19 protein-coding genes are annotated in these 22923 nt (G+C 58.4%); 6 read left to right on the top strand and 13 right to left on the bottom strand.

Translation table 11 applies throughout. The features are described 5' to 3' along the window. Positions 1–11 precede the first annotated feature (11 nt). Positions 12–524: an RNA pyrophosphohydrolase gene (locus DA915_RS25225; RefSeq protein ID WP_080570260.1), complete on the top strand. Its 513-nt coding sequence runs from the start codon at positions 12–14 to the stop codon at positions 522–524. A 42-nt stretch (positions 525–566) separates the two neighbouring features. Here DA915_RS25225 and bfr read toward each other — a convergent pair whose 3' ends face one another. The 4 genes from bfr to DA915_RS25205 all read right to left on the bottom strand — a co-directional run bounded on the left by bfr (position 567) and on the right by DA915_RS25205 (position 3675). After that, complete coding sequence (gene bfr, locus DA915_RS25220) at positions 567–1052, bottom strand: bacterioferritin (RefSeq protein ID WP_003505236.1); 486 nt, start codon at positions 1050–1052, stop codon at positions 567–569. Continuing rightward, positions 1018–1329, bottom strand: coding sequence for a bacterioferritin-associated ferredoxin (locus tag DA915_RS25215; RefSeq protein WP_003505234.1), 312 nt, complete (start codon positions 1327–1329; stop codon positions 1018–1020). The genes bfr and DA915_RS25215 overlap by 35 nt, the downstream gene beginning before the upstream one ends. Before the next feature lie 267 nt (positions 1330–1596). Beyond that, positions 1597–2322 carry an acetoacetyl-CoA reductase gene (phbB, locus tag DA915_RS25210; protein WP_107677661.1) on the bottom strand — a complete coding sequence of 242 codons (726 nt, stop codon included), beginning with the start codon at positions 2320–2322 and terminating at the stop codon, positions 1597–1599. 171 nt (positions 2323–2493) lie between these two features. Further along, positions 2494–3675, bottom strand: coding sequence for an acetyl-CoA C-acetyltransferase (locus DA915_RS25205; RefSeq protein WP_003505229.1), 1182 nt, complete (start codon positions 3673–3675; stop codon positions 2494–2496). 243 nt (positions 3676–3918) lie between these two features. On the opposite strand from DA915_RS25205, the gene phaR reads away from it, so the two are divergent. Continuing rightward, complete coding sequence (gene phaR / locus DA915_RS25200) at positions 3919–4494, top strand: polyhydroxyalkanoate synthesis repressor PhaR (protein ID WP_003520279.1); 576 nt, start codon at positions 3919–3921, stop codon at positions 4492–4494. Between the two features lie 60 nt (positions 4495–4554). Here the strand turns inward: phaR and DA915_RS25195 are convergent, their stop codons facing one another. Both DA915_RS25195 and DA915_RS25190 read right to left on the bottom strand, forming a co-directional pair. After that, entirely contained in the window at positions 4555–5931 is a 1377-nt protein-coding gene (locus tag DA915_RS25195) for an MFS transporter (protein ID WP_107677651.1), read from the bottom strand. A gap of 108 nt (positions 5932–6039) precedes the next feature. Continuing rightward, a complete protein-coding gene (locus DA915_RS25190; protein WP_107677650.1) occupies positions 6040–10800 on the bottom strand; it encodes an NAD-glutamate dehydrogenase in 4761 nt (1586 codons plus the stop codon). 541 nt (positions 10801–11341) lie between these two features. On the opposite strand from DA915_RS25190, the gene DA915_RS25185 reads away from it, so the two are divergent. Continuing rightward, positions 11342–11911 carry a CarD family transcriptional regulator gene (locus tag DA915_RS25185; RefSeq protein ID WP_003505223.1) on the top strand — a complete coding sequence of 190 codons (570 nt, stop codon included), beginning with the start codon at positions 11342–11344 and terminating at the stop codon, positions 11909–11911. Positions 11912–11983: 72 nt separating this feature from the next. On the opposite strand, the gene DA915_RS25180 is transcribed toward DA915_RS25185, so the two are convergent. After that, the gene (locus tag DA915_RS25180; RefSeq protein ID WP_031233964.1) at positions 11984–12487 is read right to left on the bottom strand and encodes a L,D-transpeptidase; all 504 of its coding nucleotides are present in this window, start codon (positions 12485–12487) and stop codon (positions 11984–11986) included. A gap of 286 nt (positions 12488–12773) precedes the next feature. Between DA915_RS25180 and DA915_RS25175 the strand changes: the two genes are divergently transcribed. Together DA915_RS25175 and DA915_RS25170 are read left to right on the top strand one after the other, a co-directional pair. Beyond that, complete coding sequence (locus tag DA915_RS25175; protein ID WP_003505216.1) at positions 12774–13457, top strand: response regulator transcription factor; 684 nt, start codon at positions 12774–12776, stop codon at positions 13455–13457. 151 nt (positions 13458–13608) lie between these two features. Continuing rightward, positions 13609–14064 carry a cyclic nucleotide-binding domain-containing protein gene (locus DA915_RS25170; RefSeq protein ID WP_107677660.1) on the top strand — a complete coding sequence of 152 codons (456 nt, stop codon included), beginning with the start codon at positions 13609–13611 and terminating at the stop codon, positions 14062–14064. Between the two features lie 21 nt (positions 14065–14085). Here DA915_RS25170 and DA915_RS25165 read toward each other — a convergent pair whose 3' ends face one another. The 6 genes from DA915_RS25165 to tesB all read right to left on the bottom strand — a co-directional run bounded on the left by DA915_RS25165 (position 14086) and on the right by tesB (position 21533). Beyond that, positions 14086–14889 (bottom strand): exodeoxyribonuclease III, encoded by an 804-nt coding sequence (locus DA915_RS25165; protein ID WP_003505210.1) that lies wholly within the window; start codon positions 14887–14889, stop codon positions 14086–14088. A 161-nt stretch (positions 14890–15050) separates the two neighbouring features. Next, positions 15051–15776 carry an outer membrane lipoprotein carrier protein LolA gene (locus DA915_RS25160; protein ID WP_161974148.1) on the bottom strand — a complete coding sequence of 242 codons (726 nt, stop codon included), beginning with the start codon at positions 15774–15776 and terminating at the stop codon, positions 15051–15053. A gap of 50 nt (positions 15777–15826) precedes the next feature. Beyond that, on the bottom strand, positions 15827–18493 hold the full coding sequence (locus DA915_RS25155; RefSeq protein WP_192886657.1) for a DNA translocase FtsK: 2667 nt from the start codon (positions 18491–18493) through the stop codon (positions 15827–15829). A 216-nt stretch (positions 18494–18709) separates the two neighbouring features. Next, complete coding sequence (locus DA915_RS25150; RefSeq protein ID WP_020810586.1) at positions 18710–20056, bottom strand: ammonium transporter; 1347 nt, start codon at positions 20054–20056, stop codon at positions 18710–18712. Between the two features lie 29 nt (positions 20057–20085). Beyond that, complete coding sequence (locus DA915_RS25145; RefSeq protein WP_004444057.1) at positions 20086–20436, bottom strand: P-II family nitrogen regulator; 351 nt, start codon at positions 20434–20436, stop codon at positions 20086–20088. A 212-nt stretch (positions 20437–20648) separates the two neighbouring features. Further along, complete coding sequence (tesB, locus tag DA915_RS25140) at positions 20649–21533, bottom strand: acyl-CoA thioesterase II (protein ID WP_107677648.1); 885 nt, start codon at positions 21531–21533, stop codon at positions 20649–20651. Between tesB and DA915_RS25135 the strand changes: the two genes are divergently transcribed. Further along, complete coding sequence (locus tag DA915_RS25135; RefSeq protein WP_371412724.1) at positions 21509–22834, top strand: ubiquinone biosynthesis hydroxylase; 1326 nt, start codon at positions 21509–21511, stop codon at positions 22832–22834. The genes tesB and DA915_RS25135 overlap by 25 nt on opposite strands. Positions 22835–22923: the final 89 nt, after the last annotated feature.

Here is a 22923-nt window from a genome sequence, read left to right as displayed (position 1 = left end):
GCGGGTTTCCCATGACAATCAAAGCAGAAGATTTGCCTTACCGTCCCTGTGCGGGAATAATGGTTCTGAACGCTCGAGGCCTCGTCTGGGCCGGTCGGCGTATCAAGGAAGGCAATTCCGAATATGACGGTTCACCGCAATTGTGGCAGATGCCGCAGGGCGGCATCGATGACGGCGAACGGCCTTTGACGGCCGCCATTCGCGAACTCTACGAAGAGACGGGCATGAAAACGGTGAGCCTGCTTGCGGAAGCGAGCGACTGGATTCACTATGATCTGCCGCCCGAACTGATCGGTATCGGCCTCAGGGGCAAATATCGCGGGCAGGCGCAGCGCTGGTTTGCGTTCCGCTTCGAGGGCGATGAAAGCGAAATCCAGATCGATCCGCCGCCAACCGGGCACACGGCCGAATTCGACGCATGGGACTGGAAGCCGATGGAAATCCTGCCGGAGCTCATCGTGCCTTTCAAGCGGGCGGTATACGAAAAGGTTGTGGCGGAGTTCCAGCACCTTTCCGGCAAATAAAAAAGGCGGCCTGGGCCGCCTTTTCTGTCCTGTCGCCAGTGCTTATTCCGCTTCGTTGGCGGAATCGGCATTGAGCTGGCCGTATTTCTCTTCGCCGATCTTGCCGAGCAGTTCGAGCTGGGTTTCGAGAAAGTCGATATGGCCTTCCTCGTCGATCAGCAGTTCTTCAAAAAGCTTCATGGAGACATAGTCTCCGGCCTCATAACAGATATCGCGCGATTTCTTGTAGGAGGTGCGGGCGTCATATTCGCCGGCAAGGTCAGCTTCCAGAACTTCCTTTACGTTCTGGCCGATGCGCAGGGGCGAAACCGTCTGAAGGTTGGGATGGCCTTCAAGGAAGATGATGCGTGCGACCAGCTTGTCGGCGTGCTGCATTTCCTCGATGGATTCAGCACGTTCCTTTTTGGCGAGCTTCGTGTAGCCCCAGTCTTCCAGCAAACGATAGTGGAGCCAGTACTGGTTTACCGCACCGAGTTCGAGAAAAAGGGCCTCGTTAAGCCGCTCGATGACTTTTTTGTCGCCTTTCAATGTCCGCTCTCCTGTTCTCTTCATGGAATTGCTTCAGGCGGGACATAAAATCAAAAACATCGGCCTCAGTCGAGTGGCGACGGGCATGATATTCTTCAGTCGTTTTGATGATCAGGTCGACAACGGTCGGGAAACAGCCGCAGCAGCGGCCGCGTTTTTCCATGGCGTGATACACTTTTGCAGGAACGATGAGCTGCCAACAGTCCTCGTCGAGGAGCTCGTTAATGACGTCCCGGATATCGTGATCAGTGATGTAATTGCAGCTGCAAACCAGCATGATGGACTGCCTGTATGACGCAACACGTTGTTTTCATTCTTAAACCAAAACAGGACAGCCAATGTCAAGAAAAACCTATTAATGAGTCTCCAAGGGTTTTCTAGACTCATTCTAAACTATACAAAAACTATCGTATTTTCATTGGTTTAGGTGGCCTGTCTTTCCTGTATTTCATCTTCAAGTTTTTGTGCGCAGCAAAATTATCGAAGCTGAGATCACGGAAAGTTTACTGAGTTCAGGCGGTCGGCAGGGCGGGGATGTATGGCCTCAGGCGAAATATTGTCCGCCATTGGCCGTCATGGTCGAGCCGGTGATGAAACCGGCCTGGTCGGAAACCAGAAACAGAACGCAGCGCGCGATTTCCTCGGGTTCACCCAACCGTCCTACGGGAATTTGCGGCACGATCCGTTCGGCCAGAACCTTCTCCGGTATAGCCCTCACCATTTCCGTGCCGATATAGCCGGGGCAGATGGCGTTGACAGTGATGTTGCGGCTGGCGCCCTCTTGGGCGAGCGCCTTGGTGAAGCCGATATCGCCCGCCTTCGAGGCGGAGTAATTGGCCTGCCCCGCCTGCCCCTTCTGGCCATTGATGGAGGAAATATTGACGATGCGACCGAAGCCGCGGTCGCGCATGCCCGGCCAGACGGGGTGCGTCATGTTGAACACGCCAGTGAGGTTGGTGTCGATCACCTCACGCCATTGCTGCGGTGTCATCTTGTGGAACATCGCATCGCGGGTGATGCCGGCATTGTTGACGAGGACTTCGACGGGCCCGAGAGTTTCCTCCACCTTCGCAATACCACTGACGCAGGCGTCATAGTCGCGCACGTCCCACTGGAATGCAGGGATCCCGGTTTCTTTCTGGAATGCCTCCGCCCTGTCCGTCGTGAAGGCGTAATTGACGCCCACGCGGTAGCCGGCCGCCTGCAGGGCGCGGGCGATTGCGGCACCTATGCCGCTCGTCCCGCCGGAAATCAAAGCAACCCGGCTCATATCGGCCTCCATGACCTGTCATTGAAGCGCCTGCATATGCGAGGATGCTTCCATATCTTGCAGAAGTTTTTCGTCGCGCTCACCGGCCACAGAAATGCGGCCAATGGGAGGCCGCTTCTAACCTATTGCACGCCGAACCGGAATTGCTTTTTGACAGGTCAGGCGGTGGTTTCAGAGCGCTTCGATGCACATGGCGACACCCATGCCGCCGCCAATGCAGAGCGTTGCGAGACCCTTCGACACGTTGCGGCGGCGCATTTCGAAAATCAGGGTGTTAAGGACGCGTGCACCGGAGGCGCCGATCGGATGGCCGATGGCAATCGCCCCGCCATTGACGTTGACGATATCAGGATCAAGGCCAAGTTCGCGCACCACCGCGCATGACTGGGCTGCGAAGGCTTCGTTGGCTTCCACAAGGCCAATATCGCTGATCGACCAGCCGGCCTTGGCCAGCGCCTTGCGGGAGGCGGGAATGGGACCGGTGCCCATGATCTGCGGATCGACTCCTGCCGTCGCCCAGGACGCGATACGTGCCAGCGGCTTGATACCGCGTTTTCCCGCCTCCTGTTCCGACATCAAAAGCGTGGCGGCGGCACCATCATTCAGACCGGAGGCGTTGCCCGCCGTCACGGTGCCTTCCTTGTCAAAGGCGGGGCGCAGCTTGGCCATCGTTTCCAGTGAAGCGCCGGCGCGGATATGTTCATCCGCATCGATGACGATATCGGCCTTGCGGCCTTTGACCGTGAAAGCAACGATCTCGTCAGTGAAACGACCGGCATTCTGCGCGGCTTCGGCCTTATTTTGCGATGCGACCGCAAATTGGTCCTGTTCATCGCGGGAAAGCTGCCATTGGCGTGCGATGTTTTCAGCAGTGATGCCCATGTGATAGCCGTAAAAGGCGTCAGTCAGGCCGTCTTTCAGCATGGTGTCGATCATCTTGAAATCGCCCATCTTCACGCCGCCGCGCAAATGGGCGCAGTGGGGCGCCATGGACATGGATTCCTGGCCGCCGGCAATAACGATGGCCGCATCGCCGGTAACGATCTGCTGCATGCCAAGGGCCACGGCGCGCAGGCCAGAACCACAGAGCTGATTGAGACCGAAGGCGGTTGCTTCCTGGGGAATTCCGGCCTTCATCGCCGCCTGCCGCGCCGGGTTCTGCCCTTCGCCCGCCGTCAGGACCTGACCGAGAATGACTTCATCGATTTCGCCAGCCGCGACGCCGGCGCGTTCCAGCACGGCGCTGATGACGGTCGCCCCCAGTTCATGGGCTGGCGTATTGGCAAAGTGGCCATTGAAAGAGCCGACTGCGGTGCGCGCGGCGCTGGCAATCACGATTGAAGGCAGGGTCATTAGTTTTCTCCTCACTTGCGGGCGGAGACTGGCAAAGCTTTCAATACAAGTCAAATGGCGAAAGTTGCTTTAAAAGATGTTGCTAAATCACGCTGGGATCTTGCGGAAAATTGCTGCGCAAAAAACAAACTGTTGCGATGCACAAAACATTTGTCAGAGGGCTTGTTTTGCGCATACACTTTGCGGTGGGAAGAGCAATAACACCAAAAAACAAGAAAATACCATCATCGCGAGGAGGCGGGCATGGCGAAACACGACGGCGAAACAATCATTAAAAAATACGCCAACAGGCGGCTCTATAATACCGGCACGAGCACCTATGTGACGCTTGATGATCTGGCGCAGATGGTCAAGCGCGGCGAAGACTTCAAGGTTCAGGACGCCAAATCATCAGAGGATATTACCCACGCAGTCCTGACGCAGATTATCGTCGAGCAGGAGGCCAAAACCGGCAATACGTTGCTGCCGACGGCGTTTCTGCGGCAGCTGATCTCCTACTACGGCGACCAGATGCAGATGGTGGTGCCGACATTTCTCGAACATTCGATGAAGACCTTCTCCGACCAGCAAAGCCAGATGCAGGAGCATATGGCCAAGGCCTTCGGCGACGGTTCGCTGGCTCGCAATTTCCAGGCGCCTCTGCAGATGATGGAAGAGCAGATCCGCCGTAACACCGAACTCTTCCGCCAGGCGATGCAGGGCTTCACGCCTTTTGCGATGCCGCAGGCGCCGAAAGAAACCCGCAAACCGAATGCATCCGAAATCGATGAGCTGAAGGCGCAGTTGCGCGCATTGCAGCAAAAACTCGACCAGCTGTGATTCTACCGCATTCTGGCCGATGCTGGATTTGATCACCGCATCGGCTGCTGCTTGGGACTTTCAGCCCGCCGCTCTTTCCGGAACGCGCAACAGCAGCAGGAAACCTGCCCCCAGAAATACGATGAGCGTCGCCATGCCGATATGGGCGGAGCCGCTTATATAGGTGGCTATGGAAAATGATAGCGTCGCCATGAAACTCGTGGCGCGCCCGGAAAGCGCATAGATGCCGAAATAGCGGCCCGCTTCTGCGACAGTGATGTTGCGGGCGAGATAAGAGCGCGACGAGGCCTGAACCGGGCCAAAGGCAAGGCCGATCAAAACGCCATAAAAGAGATACGCCTTTTCCGCACCGGTGGCGAAGATGCCGCCATTGTCAGCGGTTGATAATTGTACCCAGCCGAACAGGGTGGAGCCCTTTTCCGTGGAGACGATGCCCAACGTGGCCAGCAGCAACAGCACCAGGCTGATGAGGATGGTGACGCGTGACCCCAGTCTCTGGTCGACGCGCCCGGCGGCAAAGCAGCCCGCGATGGCGACGACATTGAGCAGAATGCCAAAAAGGCCGATTTCCATCGTCGCCCAGCCGAACATGCCGGCAGCGAAAGCCCCGCCCAGAATGAGAACACCATTGACGCCATCCTGATAGAGCATGCGTGCGATCAGAAACCGTAACAGCGTGGGGCGGTAGCGAAGCTCACGGAGCGTGATCTTCAGTTCCCCTAATCCCGAGCGGATCGCGGCTGCGAAGGGCAGCCCCTTTTCAGCATCAGGAGTGAGAAGAAACATCGGCAGAATGAAGATGAGATACCAGAGCGCGGCGAGCGGGCCGGTTATTCTGGCATCTTCGCCGGTTGCAGGATCGAGGCCGAAAAGCGGCTTGATACCGGCAATGGTCACCCCGGTCTGTGGGTTGGCGGCCAGGAGTGTCACCACGGCAATCAATACCACCATGCCGCCGAGATAACCGAGCCCCCAGGCGAGATTGGAAATGCGCCCGACATTTTGCGGATTGGTCAGCCGCGGCATCATGGAATCGTTAAAAACGATGGAAAATTCCGCCGCGATGGAGGCGAGGATCATGCAGACGATGGGCAGGATGAGCGGCGAACCCGGAGCGGCAAACCAGAGGAAAAAGAGGCTGGTAATCTTGATGACGGCGAAAAAGGCTATCCAGGGTTTGCGTGCGCCCGACTGGTCGGCGATGGAACCGAGAATGGGTGAGAAGAGAGCGATGATGATCGACGACACCGTCGCCATGTTGCTCCATGTCGCCTGCGCCGAAATCGGATCATCGGTGAGCCGGGCGACGAAATAAGGCCCGAAAACGAAGGTTGTGACAACAGTGAAAAACGGCTGTGCCGCCCAGTCGAACATCACCCAGCCCCAGATGCCGCGTTTGGCAACCACTGTTTCCGCATTGGGGGAAGGGACAGTCATTCATCGTCCTATCGGAAAATCGGGAAATAAAAGGCGCGATGCCGGTGCATCCGTCTTGCCTGCGCCATCCGGGCCGGTGACCCGGATGGCGTTTTTTAAGGTTGCCGCTCAGCGTGCCTGAACGATATCACCAAGCAGCCCCGCCGCGACCGTCAGACGGGCAAGGTTGGTATCGCCGCTGTCGCTGAGTGCGCCGAGTTCAGAGACGATGCGGTTAACCCGCACGCGGTCTGCCGCATACCAAGCCTGAACCGGGTCCTTTTCCTTGGCATATTCCGTCAGCGCGGAGATGACGATCCGTCGTCTCGACGAGGAAATCTGGTCCTGGCTGCGCAGGAGAGCCAGACTCTCGTAATGATCCGCCGGTGTGATGCGCTGGCTGGCATCCAGCAGACGCGCGACACGGAAGGTCGAGGAGACGGTGGCGTAGCTTTCGGCGGCGCGGGCGAGCGTCGTGCCGGCACTTTCGGCGATGCGCATGATTTCAGGCACATAGACCAGCAGCGAAAGCGTATCCAGTTCCTCCACAAGAACTGAGGGAACGCCGTCGATTTCCGTGACGCCAAGCTCTCGGCGATATTTCGCCGCCGCTGGCGACAGCGTCTTGATCGCGGTTTTCAGACGCTCGATCTCGGTCGCCATGTCGCCCGTCGCCGCGCCCGCGTTCCCGGTTTGCAGGTAGAGCCGGCTCGCATCCGAGAAGATGCGGCTGATGGTGGCATAAAGCCCGTTCTGGACTTCACCACCCACCTTGCCGTCCAGCGCGTCGACCTCTCCCCAAAGATGTTTGAGACCGAAACCATCCTCGACGATCACCGCCGCCTTGACGACATCAGCGGCCAGAAGACCGCTCGCATCGGCGAGTTTCTGCACGAAACCAGGGCCGCCGCGATTGACCACCGCATTGGCGAGTGCGGTCGCGACGATTTCGCGGTGCAGACGATGCGCCTTGATATCGTCGGCATAGTTCTTCTGCATCTTGGCCGGGAAATAATCGACCAGCAGATGCTGGAGATAGGGTTCGTCCGGAAGCGGGCTTGCCACCAATGCGTCGAACAGGGTCAGCTTGGCATAAGACAGAAGCACGCCGATTTCCGGCCGGGTCAGCGGTTTGCCCGAGGCATATCTTTCGCTGAGTTCGGCATTGTTCGGCAGGGTTTCCACCTTGCGGTTCAGCTGTCCGGTTGCCTCCAATGCGCTCATCAGGCGGCCGAGTTCTTCCCGGTTGGCGAGCCCCAGCCGCTCCGTGAGCGAAATCGCCAGGGATTGCAGGTAGTTGTTGCGCAGCACGAGCTGCGCCACTTCCGGCGTCATGGAGGCGAGAAGCTGATTGCGTTTCGGCATCGTCAGGCCGCCGCTATTAACGGCGGAGGCGAGCGCGATCTTGATGTTGACCTCGACGTCGGAGGAATTCACGCCCGCCGAATTGTCGATCGCGTCGGAATTGCAACGCCCGCCCGAGAGCGAATAGGCGATGCGGCCCTTTTGGGTGATGCCCAGATTGGCGCCTTCACCGATGACCTTCGCGCGCAGCTCTGTTGCATTGACGCGGATGGGGTCATTCGCCCTGTCGCCCACCTCGGCATTGGTTTCCACCGCCGCCTTGATGTAGGTGCCGATGCCACCGAACCAGAGAAGATCGGTCGGCGCCTTCAGGATGGCGGTCATGATTTCGAAAGGCGTGGCGACCGACTTGTCGATGCCGATGGCAGCCACGGCTTCCGGCGTCAGCGTCACCGATTTTTCGGAGCGCGAAATGATCATCGCGCCGCCGGAGAGGGTTGAGCGGTCATAATCCTGCCAGCTGGAACGCGGCAGTTCGAAAAGCCGCTTGCGCTCGGCAAAGGACTTGTCGGTATCGGGATCCGGGTCGATGAAGATGTCGCGGTGATCGAAGGCCGCAATCAGCCTGATCTTTTCCGACAGCAGCATGCCGTTGCCGAAAACGTCGCCGGACATGTCGCCCACGCCCGCCACGGTGAATGGCGTGGTCTGGATGTCGGTGCCCATTTCACGGAAATGGCGTTTTACCGTTTCCCATGCACCACGGGCGGTGATGCCCATCTTCTTATGGTCGTAACCGGCCGAGCCACCCGATGCGAAGGCATCGTCCAGCCAGAAGCCGGCGTCGTGGGCAAGGCCATTCGCCGTATCGGAGAAGGTTGCGGTTCCCTTGTCGGCGGCGACAACGAAATAGGGATCGTCGCCATCGAGCCGCAGCGTATCGGCCGGCGGCACGATAGCGTCATCAACGATATTGTCGGTGATGGAAAGCAGGGTGCGGATATAGGTCTTGTAGGCCTCGCGGCCGGCATTAAAGACCTCATCGCGGGAGCCGCCGGCGGGCAGGCTCTTCGGGAAGAAGCCGCCCTTGGCGCCAACAGGAACGATCACCGCATTCTTGACCTGCTGCGCCTTGACGAGACCGAGCACTTCCGTGCGGTAATCCTGGCCGCGATCCGACCAGCGCAGACCACCACGTGCGACCTTGCCGAAACGCAGATGCACACCTTCGACCTCAGTTCCGTAAACGAAGATTTCGCGGAAGGGGCGCGGGTCGGGCAGGCCATCAAGATGTTTGGGATCGAACTTGAACGCCAGAATGTCACGCGGTGTGCCATCGGCGTTTTTCTGGAAGTAGTTGGTGCGCAGCGTCGCGTCGATGGCGTTGACGTAACGTCGGAGGGTGCGGTCCTCATCGAGATTGGGAACGCCGCTCAGTGCCGTTTCGATTGCCTTGTGTATCTCGGCGAGTTTCTTCACCCGCTTCTTTTCCTCAACAGACGGATCGAAGCCGGCCTTGAACAGCGCGAAAATATTCCGCGAAATATCAGGATATTTATAGAGCGTTTCGGAAATATGCTCCTGTGAATAAACGATGCCGGTCTGGCGCAGATAACGGGCATAGGCGCGCAGGACGGAAACTTCGCGAACTGTCAAACCGCTGGTGAGGATCAGGCGGTTGAAGTTGTCGTTATCGACCTTGCCGGAGAAGGCGGCAAGGAAGGCTTCTTCGAGCTTCGGTCCGTAATGCGGCAGATCGAGCGTCGTGCCGGCTGCGACGGAGAGTTCCATATCGTGCAGAACGATATCGCGCTTCTCGCCATCTGAAATCACACCGATGTCGAAGGTGCGCTCACTGATGACGTTGAAGCCGAGATTTTCGAGCAGCGGTACGCGGCGCGAAAGCGGCAGGTGACCGTCGCGGTGGAAGATTTTCAAGGACAGCGTGTCGGCCGACTGGCCTTCCTGCTGGTAAAATTCGATGCGGACCGGCTCACCCTTCGCGGCACCCAGAATATCGGGCATGTCGCCGATCGCCTCTTCCGGCGTGAAGGCCTCCTGATACGCCTGATCCACCTCCAGCACCGGCGCACCGGGCTCCGACAGGGCAATGAAGTGGTCTATCCAGCGCGCTGCAATATCGCTGACGGCATCTTCGAGCTTGTCCTGGGCAATGCGTGGCGTTTTGCCTTCCGTGCGGCCGACGATGAAGTGCACGCGGGCGACGGCGCCTTCGGGGAAGGCGGGGTAATAGGCGGAAATATGCCCATCATAGACCCTGCTCAGATAATCGCCGATCTTCTCACGCACATAGGAATTATATTCCTCACGCGGAACGAAGATGATGGCCGAAACGAAGCGGTCGAAACGGTCGATACGCGCAAGCACGCGCACGCGTGGCCGGTCGCTCAGTTCCATGATCTGCTCGACGAAGCGGATCAGAAGATCCGTTTCGATCTGGAAGAGATCGTCGCGCGGGTAGGCTTCCAGCGTGTTCTGCAGGATGCGGCCGGAGTGGCTGTTCGGATCGAAGCCGAAATGCCGTTCGACTTCCGCGACCTTGGCGCGCAGCAAGGGTATCTGCTTGACCGAGCGCGTGTAGGCGGTGGCGGTGAAGAGGCCGACGATGCGCAATTCGCCGATGACATTGCCGTCCTCGTCGAAGCGTTTGATGCCGATATAATCCATATAGGCGCGGCGGTGCACGATGGATTTCACGTTGGCCTTGGTGACGATGAGGAAATCCGGGCCGTCGAGGAAGGCAAGGATTTCCGGGGTCGTCGTCACGGCGTTCTTGCCGAGACGCAGCACGCGCACATCCGGATCGCTGAGACTGCCGAGGCCGACGCCGTCGCCGCGTTCGATCTTCGCGTTCTTTCCCTTGCCGGAATAGGTGTAGTCACGCATGCCGAGGAAGGTGAAATTGTCATTGCGAAGCCAGTTGAGGAATTCGACCGCTTCTGTCCGCTCCGTCTTGCGCCGCGACGAGCCGCGCTTGGACAATTCGTCCAGCGCCTCGTCGAGTTTCGCCAGCATGGGCCGCCAGTCACGATAGGCCGACTGGACCTGCGTCAGTACGAAGCGCAGCTTCTCTTCCAGTGCTGCGGCGGCCTGCTGTGTCAGCGGCGCGATATGCAACTGGATGAGGCTGATATTTTCAGCGGGATCATCCTCCGGTTCCGCAAGACGATAACCTGCCTGCGCGCTTTCGTCGCGTACCAGTATCGGGTGCACGGCGAGGTAAAGGCCGCGATAGCTGCTGGTGACCTCGCCCATGACGGAATCGTAAAGGAAAGGCATATTGCGGCCGATAATGGTCAGAACCGTTACCGGAACGTCCCGCGGCGAAACGCCCTCCACCTGGGAGATGCCGATGTACGGAACCTCTCCCGTCCAGTGCGAAAGTGCCTGGAAACTGTGGGCCGCGCTCGCCGCCAGCATCTCTGCGGAATAATATTCTATATCGTCCGCACTTGCCCTTCCATAAAGAATACCTGGATCAAGAAATTGGACATTTTCGGCAATTGCCTGCTGGCGCGCTTTTTCGATCTGTTTTTCGCGTTTTGGATTGTTTCTATAGCCCATTTGACGTGGATTCCTCCAAAAATCACACTTTAATATAAAAAAGCATCGCCAATTTGCGGATTTTGCCTTTTCAGTCGAATCGGATATTGGCGTGGAATTACGAAGAGTTTAAGAGGCTTTCGTGTTTCTGCAGTTTGGAAACGAAATTTTTTTGCTCCTTTTGCCATGAGGCCTGTCACGAAGCATTTTGACAGTATTTCTGCGGCTAATTTTTAGGCGGTTCTTTGGCCGCCATGTGATGTTGCGGCCACGGTCGAAGCAAATTATTGATTTGCGCCTATTTTTGTGGTACACCAACGACACTGATCCACAGCGTGGCATTTGTGTGCCCAAAAACACCACGAAAGCAACACCTCTTTTGCACGCGGTTTCCGTGACATATCGAGCGTTTACGTTATCGAACCCCGCAAGACGGGAAGGTGTGTTTTTGCGTGCACGGCTGGACCAGTGCGGAGTCACCTGACGGTTCCCCCGTCTCATCAGGGCCTGACCGACCCAACCCCGGCATCCCCGGGTATGTAACAGGGAGTTTTTAGAACGAATGACGACCCAGCAGAAGAAATCTCCAGCACATCACGGTTTCAAGACCGGTGAAGCGATTGTGTATCCCGCTCATGGTGTCGGTACCATTTCTGCAATCGAGGAACAAGAAGTTGCCGGCATGAAGCTTGAGCTTTTTGTCATCGATTTCGAAAAAGACAAGATGCGTCTTAAAGTTCCCGTCGCAAAAGCCGTCAGCATCGGCATGCGCAAGCTTTCCGAAGGCGATTTTGTCGAGCGGGCGCTGAAAGTGGTGCAGGGCAAGGCGCGTGTGAAGCGTACCATGTGGTCGCGCCGCGCGCAGGAATATGATGCGAAGATCAATTCCGGCGATCTCATCGCGATTGCGGAAGTTGTGCGCGATCTCTACCGTGCGGAAAACCAGCCGGAGCAGTCCTATTCCGAGCGTCAGCTTTATGAGGCTGCGCTCGATCGCATGGCGCGCGAAATCGCCGCCGTCAACAAGATGTCGGAAACCGAGGCTGTTCGCCTGGTGGAAGTCAACCTTGCCAAGGGCCCCAAGCGTGGCAAGACCGTTGAAGAGGACGATTCTCAGGACGAAGCCGCTTAATATCAGGCTTTTTCCTTCTAAAAAAACCCGCCTTAATGGCGGGTTTTTTGTTGGCTGCTTGCAGGCTCAACGTCACAGGATGCGGATCTTTGTGTCCTTGCGCAGATACGGTAGAATGCGGCGCATGTCTCGGGGGTGCAGGGCGACGCAGCCGGCGGTCGGCTCATATCCCGGCCGGATCAGATGCATGAAGATCGCCGAGCCCCGGTTGCGGCTTCTCGCGGTGATGTTCCAGTCAAGCACCAGGCAGACGTCGTAGAGGCCGTCCTTGCGCATCATTTCTTCATGGCTCAGGGCGAAGGGCGCCTTGACCAGCCTGTTATAATTGGCGTTGCGTGGCTCGTCGCACCATAACATGGACTTCCGTGTTCGCTGCATCGGCAACGCCGTGGCGATGCCGGGAAGGCGGTCGCCGCGATAGAACCCGTGCAGGAGGCGCGTGGTGGAAATGGGGGATTTTCCATCTCCCTCGCGTTTCAGTGCGGTGCGGCCATTACGACCGATCGCGGCTGGAAAAGTGAGGTGTCCGAGCTGGACGATGGCGCGGCTGATTTTCGAAGGGGCTGGCCGAACCATGAGCGTCGATGCGCGTTTACGTTGTCTTGCGGGCTGTATGCTCATGTTTTTCACGAGATTTTGCTTTGCAGGTTATTTAACGTGAAGTCATAGCACTTCGTTATATCAAGGCAATGGGTTGACCTTTTATCGGCAAACCGCTGAATTGGCTGATAATTGGAGCGCCAGGCGTCTTTTCGGACGCCCAAGGGACGCTCTAACTCTTTTAAACTACGCATCGTGCTTCTCGAAAATCGAACCTGATTTTTGGGCTGGTGCGCTAAAGTAAGAAAGGCTGAGAATCCGAATGACGGCTCGCACTATCCTTCTGGTGGACGATGACGACGATCTTCGGGAGACGCTGACCGAGCAATTGTCTCCCTATGAGGAATTCTCGCTTTTGAGCGGCGCAAACGCCGCACAGGCGATGCAGACCGCCAAGACCGCCCAGGTCGATCTTTTGATCATGGATGTCGGCCTTCCGGACATGGACGGCCGCGAGGCGGTGAAGCTGTTGCGCAAGGGCGGCTTCAAGGCGCCGATCATCATGCTGACTGGGCACGACACCGATTCCGATACTATCCTTGGGTTGGAAGCTGGGGCCAATGACTATGTGACGAAACCTTTCCGTTTCGCCGTGCTTCTGGCGCGTATCCGGGCGCAGCTGCGCCAATACGAGCAGAGTGAGGATGCGGTTTTCACTGTCGGCCCCTATCAGTTCAAACCCAGCCAGAAGCTGTTGACGACGGAGGACGGCAAGAAAATCCGGCTGACGGAAAAGGAAGCGGCGATCATCCGTTATCTCTACCGCGCCGGCAGCACCGTCGTGACACGCGACGTCCTGCTCGAAGAGGTCTGGGGTTACAATTCCGGGGTGACGACACACACGCTCGAAACGCATGTCTATCGTCTGCGCCAGAAGATTGAACGCGACCCGTCCAACGCTGAAATTCTGGTCACCGAGAACGGCGGATACAAGATCGTTCCCTGAGCAGGGACCTTGTTGCGCCTTTCATATGTCGTCGTTGAAGCTCACGCCGCGCGTCCGAAAAGGCGCGCGGCGTTCTAACACCTTGTATTTTGAGGACCGATATTGGAAAACCGCTATAGTGATGCAGGCGTTTTCCGGAGTAACGATCGACATGGCCTTGACGGACGATATCATGCTGCTGGGGCAAGTGCCGTTGTTTGCAGGGTTCAGCGATGACCAGCTGCGGCTCATCGCCTTCGGTGCGGAACGCCGCCGTGTATCTGCCGGGCAGACATTGTTCCGGGAGCGCTCACCGGCCGAATGCGCCTTTGCGGTGACATCGGGCCATTTCGAGCTTTTCACGGCCGGGCGGGATGGCAAGCCCGTGCTGCAGGCGACGCCCGGCAAAGGGGCGCTGCTTTCGGAGCTGGCGCTTTTCACGCTTTGCGAAAGAAAGTTCACTGCGGTCGCGGCTGAGGATTCCGAAGTCATTCGGATAACGCGCATCCTCTTTCACCGGCTGGTGGAGGAGTTTCCGGAAGTGGCCGATATCGTATCGGCGCGTATTCGCGACAATATCGCGTCTTTGGCGGCCGGTGCGGCCCGGTTGCAGAACCGCTTCGTCTGACGCCAAGTCAAACGCGCCGGCTCAAAACCGGAACTGGGCGGTGACCGGAACGTGGTCCGATGGCCGGTTCCAGCCACGGGCCTCGCGCAATATGTCGATTTTTTCAAGCGAGGGGCCGAGATCCTGCGAAGACCAGATATGGTCAAGACGGCGGCCGCGATCAGCCGCCTCCCAATCCTTGGCGCGGTAGCTCCACCAGGTGTAGATCTTTTCAGTCTCAGGCACGTTCAGACGCATCAGATCAAGCCAGTTGCCCTGCTTCATGATGTCAAGCATCCCCTCGGTTTCGACAGGCGTGTGGCTGACGATCTTCAGAAGCTGCTTGTGGGACCAGACGTCATTTTCGAGCGGTGCGATGTTGAGATCGCCGACGAGAATGGACGAGGTGCCGGGCACGCCATCGGCACGCAGCGCCTTCATTTCCTCGATGAAATCGAGCTTGTGGCCGAATTTCGGATTGATTGAGCGATCCGGCTCGTCACCGCCCGCCGGCACATAAAAATTATGCAGCCGCACACGGCGCGATCCAACCTGGAAAATCGCGGAAATGTGCCGCGCGTCACCGATTCCGCAATAGTCCTGTCGATGATCTTCGGTCAGCGGAATCTTCGAGGCGATGGCGACGCCGTGATAGCCCTTCTGGCCATGGATGATGACGTGCTCATAACCCAGCGCCTTCAGCGGCTTCATCGGAAACTCGCCATTCGGGCATTTCGTTTCCTGCAGGCAGAGAATGTCGGGCTTGTAACGCACCAGAAACTGCTCAACGATCGGCATTCTGAGCCTGACCGAGTTGATGTTCCAGGTGGTTATCGAAAACGACATGCATGTGCTCCGCTTTTATTGCCGCGAACCGCATGGCCCGTGACATGTTTCCGGGGCGCAGGCTTATAACATCGCGATGAAAACGGGAATTTATTTTAGCGCTAAAATGAAAAAGGCGACCGCAGGGCCGCCTTTCGAAAAGTTTCCGTGGGCTTGATGCCTCAGCCGCCTTTACGGACTTCCTCATAATTGATGCTGAAGACGCGTTCATCAAGGTTTACGCCGGTCTGGACGTTGAAGATCATGACGGTCGTGTCCTTGTTCTGGGCGTCGGTCGTCGTCCATTGCCTCAGGTCGAAGGTCTTCGGATCGAACATCAGGGTAATGGTGGAATCGCCGAAGACGCTCTTGTCGCCCAGCACGATTGTGGTCAGGTCCGATTCTTCCTTCACGTTCCGGACCTTCTGGTTGCCGAGATCGATCTTGTCGGACAGAAGCAGGCTGAGCGGCGTTTTGGAGAGCGGATAAAGATCCCATGTCTTCAGCTTCATATTGCCAATGACGACGTTCCTGCCGTCGGCAATGACGCGCATGGGCGAAGGGTCCTCGTAATTGAAACGAAGCTTGCCGGGCCGTTCGATGTAAAACTTGCCGCCGGTCTGCTCACCACGCGGGCCGAACTGGACGAATTCCCCCATCATGGTTTTGACCGACGAGAAGTGATTGGCGATTTTCTGTGCGGTCGCGCTATTGCCGGCCGCCTGGGCAAAGGCGTCAAGCGGCGATAGGCCGGCGATCACCGCGGCCATGGAAAATGCCGTCAGCACGCCACGTCGCGTCACGCCGTTTTGCGTTGCGTTTGCGGTGGCCGTTTCGCCGGTGGTGAGGTCGTTCATTCTATTCTCCTTCATCGCAGCGATTGTCCGCATAAAAGGCGGCGGCTTCATGACGTTGAAAGCGTGGAATAACGCTTCTCCGCCCCGCTTGGTTGCGGACGTTACCGCTCGATGATGTCTGCTTCCGTTGGCACGAGGATTTCGCGTTTTCCGGCGTGATTGGCGGGACCGATGATGCCTTCCTGCTCCATGCGTTCGATCAGCGAGGCGGCGCGGTTGTAACCGATGCCGAGACGCCGTTGCACATAGGAGGTGGAGGCTTTGCCATCGCGAAGCACGACGGCCACGGCCTGATCGTAGGGGTCTTCGGAATCGGAGAAGTTGCCTGCGCCGGCCGGGCCGCCGCCATTGCCTTCCTCGTCGTCTTCCTCGGTAATCGCTTCCAGATATTCCGGCGACCCTTGTGTCTTCAGATAGGCGACGATTTCTTCGACTTCATTGTCGGAAACGAAGGGGCCGTGTACGCGCTGGATGCGCCCGCCGCCCGCCATATAGAGCATGTCACCCATGCCGAGCAGCTGTTCGGCGCCCTGTTCGCCAAGGATGGTGCGGCTGTCGATCTTCGACGTCACCTGGAAGGAGATGCGGGTTGGGAAGTTTGCCTTGATCGTGCCGGTGATGACATCGACGGACGGACGCTGGGTGGCCATGATGACATGGATGCCGGCGGCACGCGCCATCTGCGCCAGGCGCTGCACCGCGCCTTCGATGTCCTTGCCGGCAACCATCATCAGGTCTGCCATCTCGTCGATGATGACGACGATATAAGGCAGTGGCTTCAGGTCGAATTCTTCCGTTTCGTAGATCGCCTCACCAGTCTGGCGGTCGAAACCGGTCTGGACCGTGCGGGTAAGGATTTCACCCTTGTCGAGCGCCTGCTGCACGCGGCTGTTGAAGCCGTCAATATTGCGCACGCCGATCTTCGACATTTTCTTGTAGCGCTCTTCCATCTCACGCACCGTCCACTTCAAAGCCACCACGGCCTTTTTGGGATCGGTAACGACCGGGGAAAGCAGATGCGGAATGCCGTCATAGATCGACAGTTCGAGCATTTTCGGGTCGATCATGATCAGGCGGCACTGTTCCGGCGACATGCGGTAGAGCAGTGACAGGATCATGGTGTTGATGGCAACCGACTTGCCCGAGCCGGTGGTGCCGGCGACCAGCAGATGCGGCATCTTGGCAAGATCGGCGATGACGGGTTCGCCGCCGATGGTCTTGCCGAGCGCCATGGCGAGCTTCGCCTTGCTGTTTTCGAAATCGCGGCTGCCGATCAGTTCGCGCAGGAACACGGTTTCGCGCGTCTGGTTCGGCAGTTCTATGCCGATGGCGTTGCGACCGGGAACGACGGCGACACGGGCGGCAATCGCGCTCATGGAGCGGGCGATGTCATCAGCAAGACCGATGACGCGCGAGGATTTGATGCCGGGCGCCGGTTCCAGTTCGTAAAGCGTGACGACCGGGCCGGGGCGGACATGGATGATTTCGCCCTTGACCCCGAAATCCTCGAGAACGCCTTCCAGAAGGCGGGCGTTCTGTTCCAGCACTTCCTCGCTCAGCATATTGTCGCGAACGACATTCTTCGGTTCTGCCAGAAGATGGACGGTTGGCAGCTGGAAACCGTCTGCGGCGATGAAGGAGGCCTGCGCCTCCCTTGCCACGCGCTCGCTGGGCTTCGGTCGTGCGGAAGGTGCTGTTATTCTGGGCTGTCCGCGTCCCGGCACCTGTCTGGCGGTGAATTTCTGGTCGGCCTCGTCGTCGGAGAGAATGCCGTCCGGCAGCCGGCGTTCGTCCGCGTCGAAGGGCGGTTCGTTATCCATGTCCTCGTCATGACCGAGCGCGATGGATGGAGGTGACATCTGGCGACGCGATGCGGCGCGTTCTTCGAAAGACGGCTCTGCGCGCTGGTCGAGGCGGTTGATTGCGGTCTTGAGGCGAGAAGGTTCGTTCAGCGTGCCGAATTCATATTCGTTGAAGTCATAGGGATGTTCGAACTCATCGTGCAGGGACTTCGACTTCAGGCCGAACAGGCGGCGCAAGCGCGCCTGGGTGATGTACCAATAATGCGTAAGCGCGCCGAAGGCGAGCATATTGGCGAAGAAGCCTTCGCCGTCGTCTTCGTCATCCTCTTCGACTTCACGGGCTGCGCGGGCCTTGCTGGTGGTGACCGGAGCGGCTTCTTCCCGCTCCAGTTCATCGTCCAGGCCGCCCACAATACCGGCGGCAAACAGCATCAGCCAGGCAGCCGGTGCCGCGAATATGACACCCAGTACCGTGGCGATCGTGCCGGTGGGGTAAGCGCCGATAAAAAGGGCGGGAAAACGCAGGATCATGTCACCGATGACACCGCCGATGCCGTTCGGAAGCGGCCAGGTGACGGGGGCAGGAAAACAGCCGAGCGAGGCGGCGCAGACAATGGCGCCAGCGATCCAGGCCACGAGGCGGACGGGTATGCGGTGGAATTTACGACCGGCGATCAGCGCGATCGCCCAGGCGATGACCGGGAGAAGCGAGATGATTGCGGAAAGCCCGAGGAACTGCATCACGATATCGGCGAAAATCGCACCACCGTAACCCAGAAGATTGGTAGGCTGGTTTCCTGTCGCATAGGAGAGGCTCGGATCCGCCACATTCCATGTGGCGAGTGCGGCAATGCCCAGCGCGATCGTGGCCAGCAGAGCGAAACCGGCCAGAGCCATGATCTGACGCACGAAAAACGCCGTCAGCACGAAGCGTGTGTGACGACCATCGAATGTCGGAGAATGCATTCTGCCCATGTCCCTGAACCCGTCGCTTTTCTTGGTTTCGGCAAGATTCGGCTGGTGACCAAATCCCAGATTGACAGGGAAAACTAACCGCTTGCTGGTTAATGTCGTATTAACCATGCGGTTTTTTGAGCGTTTACGGGTTTGCGTCAAAGAAAAAGGCCCGCCGAAGCGGGCCTTCTTTTGGGAGAGGGGATGGAGAACCCCTCTTCCGTGATATCAGGAGTGGTAGGCGGCTTCGCCGTGGGTCGCGAGGTCGAGACCTTCGCGTTCGGCTTCGACCGGAACCCTGAGACCAACGATCACGTCGACGATCTTGTAGAGGATCGCCGAGACGATGGCGCACCAGACGATGGTGATGGCGACGGCGACGAACTGCGTCCAGACCTGCGAGGCGATGGAGAAATCGGCCTTGCCGGTGCCGCCGAGCAGCGGCGAGGTGAAGATGCCGGTGCCGAGCGCGCCGATGATGCCGCCAATGCCGTGGACGCCGAAGACGTCGGCAGTGTCGTCATAACCGAACTTGTTCTTCACCACGGAGACGAAGAAATAGCAGATCGGCGAGACGATGAGGCCGAGAACGATCGCGCCCATCGGTCCGACAGAACCGGCGGCAGGTGTTACGGCGACGAGGCCCGCGATCATGCCCGAAGCGGCGCCCAGCATGGAGGCCTTGCCACGGGTGAAGCTTTCAACCAGCGACCAGGAAACGATGGCGGCTGCGGTGGCGAGGAAGGTGTTCATGGTTGCGAGAACCGCGCCACCCGATGCCTCGAGGTTGGAGCCGGCGTTGAAGCCGAACCAGCCGAACCACAGCATGGCTGCGCCGACGAGCGTCAGCGTCATGGAGTGCGGAGCCATCATGTCCTTGCCGAAGCCGGTACGCTTGCCGACCATGATCGCGCCGATCAGGCCCGCTACACCGGCATTGATGTGAACGACCGTGCCGCCGGCGAAGTCGAGAGCGCCCATGCCGAAGATCAGGCCGTTCGCATCCCAGACCATGTGAGCGATCGGGAAGTAAACGAAGGTGGCCCACAGGATGGTGAAGAGAATGACGGCGGAGAACTTCACGCGTTCTGCGAAGGCACCGATGATCAGCGCAGGCGTGATGGCCGCAAAGGTCATCTGGAAGGCGATGAAGGTGTATTCGTATATCACGACGCCCTGGGAGAAGGTTGCCGAGGTGCTGTCAAGCGAAACGCCCGACAGGAACAGTTTGCCGAAACCGCCGAAATAGGGGCCGGTGCCGCCGCCAAAGGCAAAAGAATAGCCGTAGATGACCCAGATGAGCATCATGACCGCGGTGATGACGGTGCACTGCATGAGAACGGAGAGCATGTTCTTCGTGCGGACGAGGCCGCCGTAAAACAGCGCGAGACCCGGAAGGATCATGAACAGCACGAGGATCGTCGCGACATACATGAATGCGGTGTCGGCTTTTTCAGGAACGGGCGCTGCGGCTGCTGCCGGCGCGGCATCCTGGGCAAAGGCGATGGCCGGCGCCATCAGGGCCGCCGCTGCGGCGCCCAGCTTGCCGAGCGTGGAAAATTTGTTGAGTTGCATAGTTAGAAAACTCCCCTGTCAGCCGTGCTTCAAAGCGCTTCTGTGTTGGTTTCGCCGGTACGGATGCGCACGGCCTGTTCGATAGAGTAGACGAAGATCTTGCCGTCACCGATCTGCCCGGTCTTTGCCGCAGACGCGATCGCCTCGACGGCCTTGTCGACGACGTCGGATGGAACTGCGATCTCGATCTTCAGCTTGGGAAGGAAGCTCACCGCATATTCCGTGCCGCGATAAATCTCGGTATGCCCCTTCTGGCGTCCGTAACCCTTTACCTCGGTCACGGTCAGGCCCTGGATGCCGACGCCGGTGAGCGCTTCGCGCACTTCATCCAGCTTGAACGGCTTGATAATGGCCATCACAATTTTCATCTGGTTTCCCATCCTTTGTTTTGTCCTCGGCACGGAGCCGACTCTCCTGCCGCTGGCAGATCAGTAACAGCGACTGAGGACATACATTCAAAGGGCGTGCCAGTTTTGAGTGTGTATCTAACGTATTGAAATATAAAACTTATATGAAAGGCGTCTGAAAAAGGGGCATTTGTCGCCAAAATTTGCGTCTATTAAATGTGCGATTTTCAGAAAAAGCACATTATTTAATCATTTGCCCTTTTGCGGATCAAACCCTCCTGCGCCACGGAAGCGACCAGTTCACCCTGTCTGGTGAAAATATTGCCACGGGTCAAACCACGAGCGCCGGAAGCGCTGGGGCTATCCTGTGTGTAAAGCAGCCAGTCGTCCAGACGGCAGGGGCGGTGGAACCACATGGCGTGATCGAGGCTCGCCACCTGAATGGAGGGATCGAAGATCGTTGTTCCATGGGCGTAGAGCGAGGTGTCGAGCAGGGTCATATCTGAGAGATAAGCGAGAATGGCCGACTGCAGACGCGGATCATCCGGCACGTCGCCGACGGCGCGGACCCAGATATCCTGCTGCGGTTCCAGCTTTTCTTTCGAGATATAGTGGGTCAGCGAAACCGGCCTTATCTCGATCGGCCGCTTGTTGCTCCAGTATTTGCGAATTGAAGCGGGCGCCTTGGCGAGGAAGGCCGCCTGCATCTGCTCTTCGCTCATCAGCTTTTCGGGCGGCGTCACATCAGGCATCTTGATCTGATGGTCGAAACCATCCTCGAAAATCTGAAACGAAGCAGACATGGAAAAAATCGCTTTGCCATGCTGAATGGCGACGACACGGCGGGTGCAGAAACTCGCGCCGTCGCGGATGCGCTCTACCTGGTATACGATGGGCACCAGCGGATCGCCCGGGCGCATGAAATAGGCATGCAGCGAGTGCACGAGACGGTCGTCATCCACCGTTCTTTGGGCGGCAATCAGGGCCTGCGCGATGACCTGACCGCCGAAAACCCGCTGCCAGCCGATTTGCGGGCTTTCGCCCCGGAACAGGTTCTCCTCCAGCTTCTCGAGATCGAGCGTGGCGATGAGATTGGCCATCGGGTCTGACGTTTGCGAGGGATGCGACATTTTTTCGGCCTGCTCCGGCTGTAGGAAGACGTCACATGGTCTATAGTGCGCCGATGATGCGTGCACAAGATTTGAGGAGAAGCGTGATGCTGGACGTAGTGGTGGCAGGCGGCGGATATGTCGGTCTTTCCGTTGCTGTTGCAATCAAGCAGGCGGCCCGGCATCTGAACGTGCAGGTGGTCGAGGCCGCTCCCGAGGATGTCTGGGTAAAGGACGTCCGTGCGTCCGCCATCATCGCGGCGGCCACCCGGATGCTCGATGTTTTCGGCATCTGGAGCGAGATTGAGCCGGAAGCCCAGCCGATCCACAAGATGATCGTCACCGATTCGAAGACCGCCGATCCGGTGCGTCCCGTGTTCCTGACGTTCGACGGTGCCGTAGAAGAGGGCAGGCCGTTTGCCCATATGGTTCCGAACGTCGCTCTGGTGGGGGCGTTGCGCGGCCTATGCGAACGCCTTGGCATAGAAATCCGCCACGGGCTCAGTGTTTCCGATTTTGCCGCGGGGCCGCAGTCGACGGCCATCAGCCTTTCCGACGGGTCAATGCTCGAATCGCGATTGCTGATTGCCTGTGACGGGGTTCGCTCGGCACTCAGGGACATGGCTGGCATCAAGACCGTGCACTGGGCTTATGATCAGTCCGGTATCGTGACGACCGTTGAGCATGAGCGGCCGCATGAGGGTTGTGCCGAGGAGCATTTCCTGCCATCGGGCCCCTTCGCCATTCTGCCCTTGAAGGGAAACCGGTCTTCGCTCGTCTGGACCGAACGCACGGCCGATGCCGACAGGCTGGTGGCCTCCGATGATCTGGTGTTTGAAGAGGAGCTGGAGCGCCGGTTCGGTCACAAGCTTGGTCCTCTGCGTCCCGTCGGTCCCCGCCGCGCTTTCCCGCTGGGTCTGACGCTGGCGCGCTCCTTCGTCGCGCCACGGTTTGCGCTTGCGGGTGACGCGGCGCATGGCATTCACCCGATTTCCGGGCAGGGCCTCAATCTTGGCTTCAAGGATGTGGCGGCGCTCGCGGAAACGGTGGTCGAGGCAGACCGTCTGGGCCTCGATATTGGCTCTCTCAATGTTCTGGAGCGTTACCAGTCCTGGCGGCGTTTCGATACGTTGCGGATGGGCGTGACGACCGATGTGCTGAACCGGCTTTTCTCCAATGATATTGGTCCTATCCGTGTCATGCGTGATTTCGGTCTCGGCGTTGTGGATCGTTTGCCGGGTCTGAAATCCTATTTCATCGGTCAGGCCGCCGGCACGACGGATGCGAATGCGCCGCGTCTGCTTGCCGGCGAGGCGCTTTGATCCAGCCCTTCGCATATGTTTCGGATCGGCTTTTCCGGGATTGCCGCTTGACAGCCTATCCCGGTATTTTCTGCGCCGACGCCCTGCCG

Origin of the sequence: Agrobacterium sp. LAD9 (assembly GCF_003031125.1) — a bacterium.
GTDB classification, from domain to species: domain Bacteria; phylum Pseudomonadota; class Alphaproteobacteria; order Rhizobiales; family Rhizobiaceae; genus Agrobacterium; species Agrobacterium radiobacter.
Note: the sequence above shows the minus strand (reverse complement) of the source record. Positions and strands in the feature narration are given on the sequence as shown.

Bases quoted from the DNA above. Each gene is read 5' to 3' on its own strand.
- DA915_RS25195 (WP_107677651.1), bottom strand. From the start codon at position 5,931: ATGACTGTCCCTTCCCCCAATGCGGAAACAGTGGTTGCCAAACGCGGC.
- DA915_RS25170 (WP_107677660.1), top strand. From the start codon at position 13,609: ATGGCCTTGACGGACGATATCATGCTGCTGGGGCAAGTGCCGTTGTTT.
- DA915_RS25215 (WP_003505234.1), bottom strand. From the start codon at position 1,329: ATGCTGGTTTGCAGCTGCAATTACATCACTGATCACGATATCCGGGAC.
- DA915_RS25205 (WP_003505229.1), bottom strand. From the start codon at position 3,675: ATGACCCTGCCTTCAATCGTGATTGCCAGCGCCGCGCGCACCGCAGTC.
- DA915_RS25165 (WP_003505210.1), bottom strand. From the start codon at position 14,889: ATGTCGTTTTCGATAACCACCTGGAACATCAACTCGGTCAGGCTCAGA.
- DA915_RS25190 (WP_107677650.1), bottom strand. From the start codon at position 10,800: ATGGGCTATAGAAACAATCCAAAACGCGAAAAACAGATCGAAAAAGCG.
- DA915_RS25180 (WP_031233964.1), bottom strand. From the start codon at position 12,487: ATGGTTCGGCCAGCCCCTTCGAAAATCAGCCGCGCCATCGTCCAGCTC.
- DA915_RS25145 (WP_004444057.1), bottom strand. From the start codon at position 20,436: ATGGGAAACCAGATGAAAATTGTGATGGCCATTATCAAGCCGTTCAAG.
- DA915_RS25155 (WP_192886657.1), bottom strand. From the start codon at position 18,493: ATGCATTCTCCGACATTCGATGGTCGTCACACACGCTTCGTGCTGACG.
- phaR (WP_003520279.1), top strand. From the start codon at position 3,919: ATGGCGAAACACGACGGCGAAACAATCATTAAAAAATACGCCAACAGG.
- DA915_RS25150 (WP_020810586.1), bottom strand. From the start codon at position 20,056: ATGCAACTCAACAAATTTTCCACGCTCGGCAAGCTGGGCGCCGCAGCG.
- DA915_RS25175 (WP_003505216.1), top strand. From the start codon at position 12,774: ATGACGGCTCGCACTATCCTTCTGGTGGACGATGACGACGATCTTCGG.
- DA915_RS25185 (WP_003505223.1), top strand. From the start codon at position 11,342: ATGACGACCCAGCAGAAGAAATCTCCAGCACATCACGGTTTCAAGACC.
- tesB (WP_107677648.1), bottom strand. From the start codon at position 21,533: ATGTCGCATCCCTCGCAAACGTCAGACCCGATGGCCAATCTCATCGCC.
- DA915_RS25225 (WP_080570260.1), top strand. From the start codon at position 12: ATGACAATCAAAGCAGAAGATTTGCCTTACCGTCCCTGTGCGGGAATA.
- DA915_RS25160 (WP_161974148.1), bottom strand. From the start codon at position 15,776: ATGAAGCCGCCGCCTTTTATGCGGACAATCGCTGCGATGAAGGAGAAT.
- phbB (WP_107677661.1), bottom strand. From the start codon at position 2,322: ATGAGCCGGGTTGCTTTGATTTCCGGCGGGACGAGCGGCATAGGTGCC.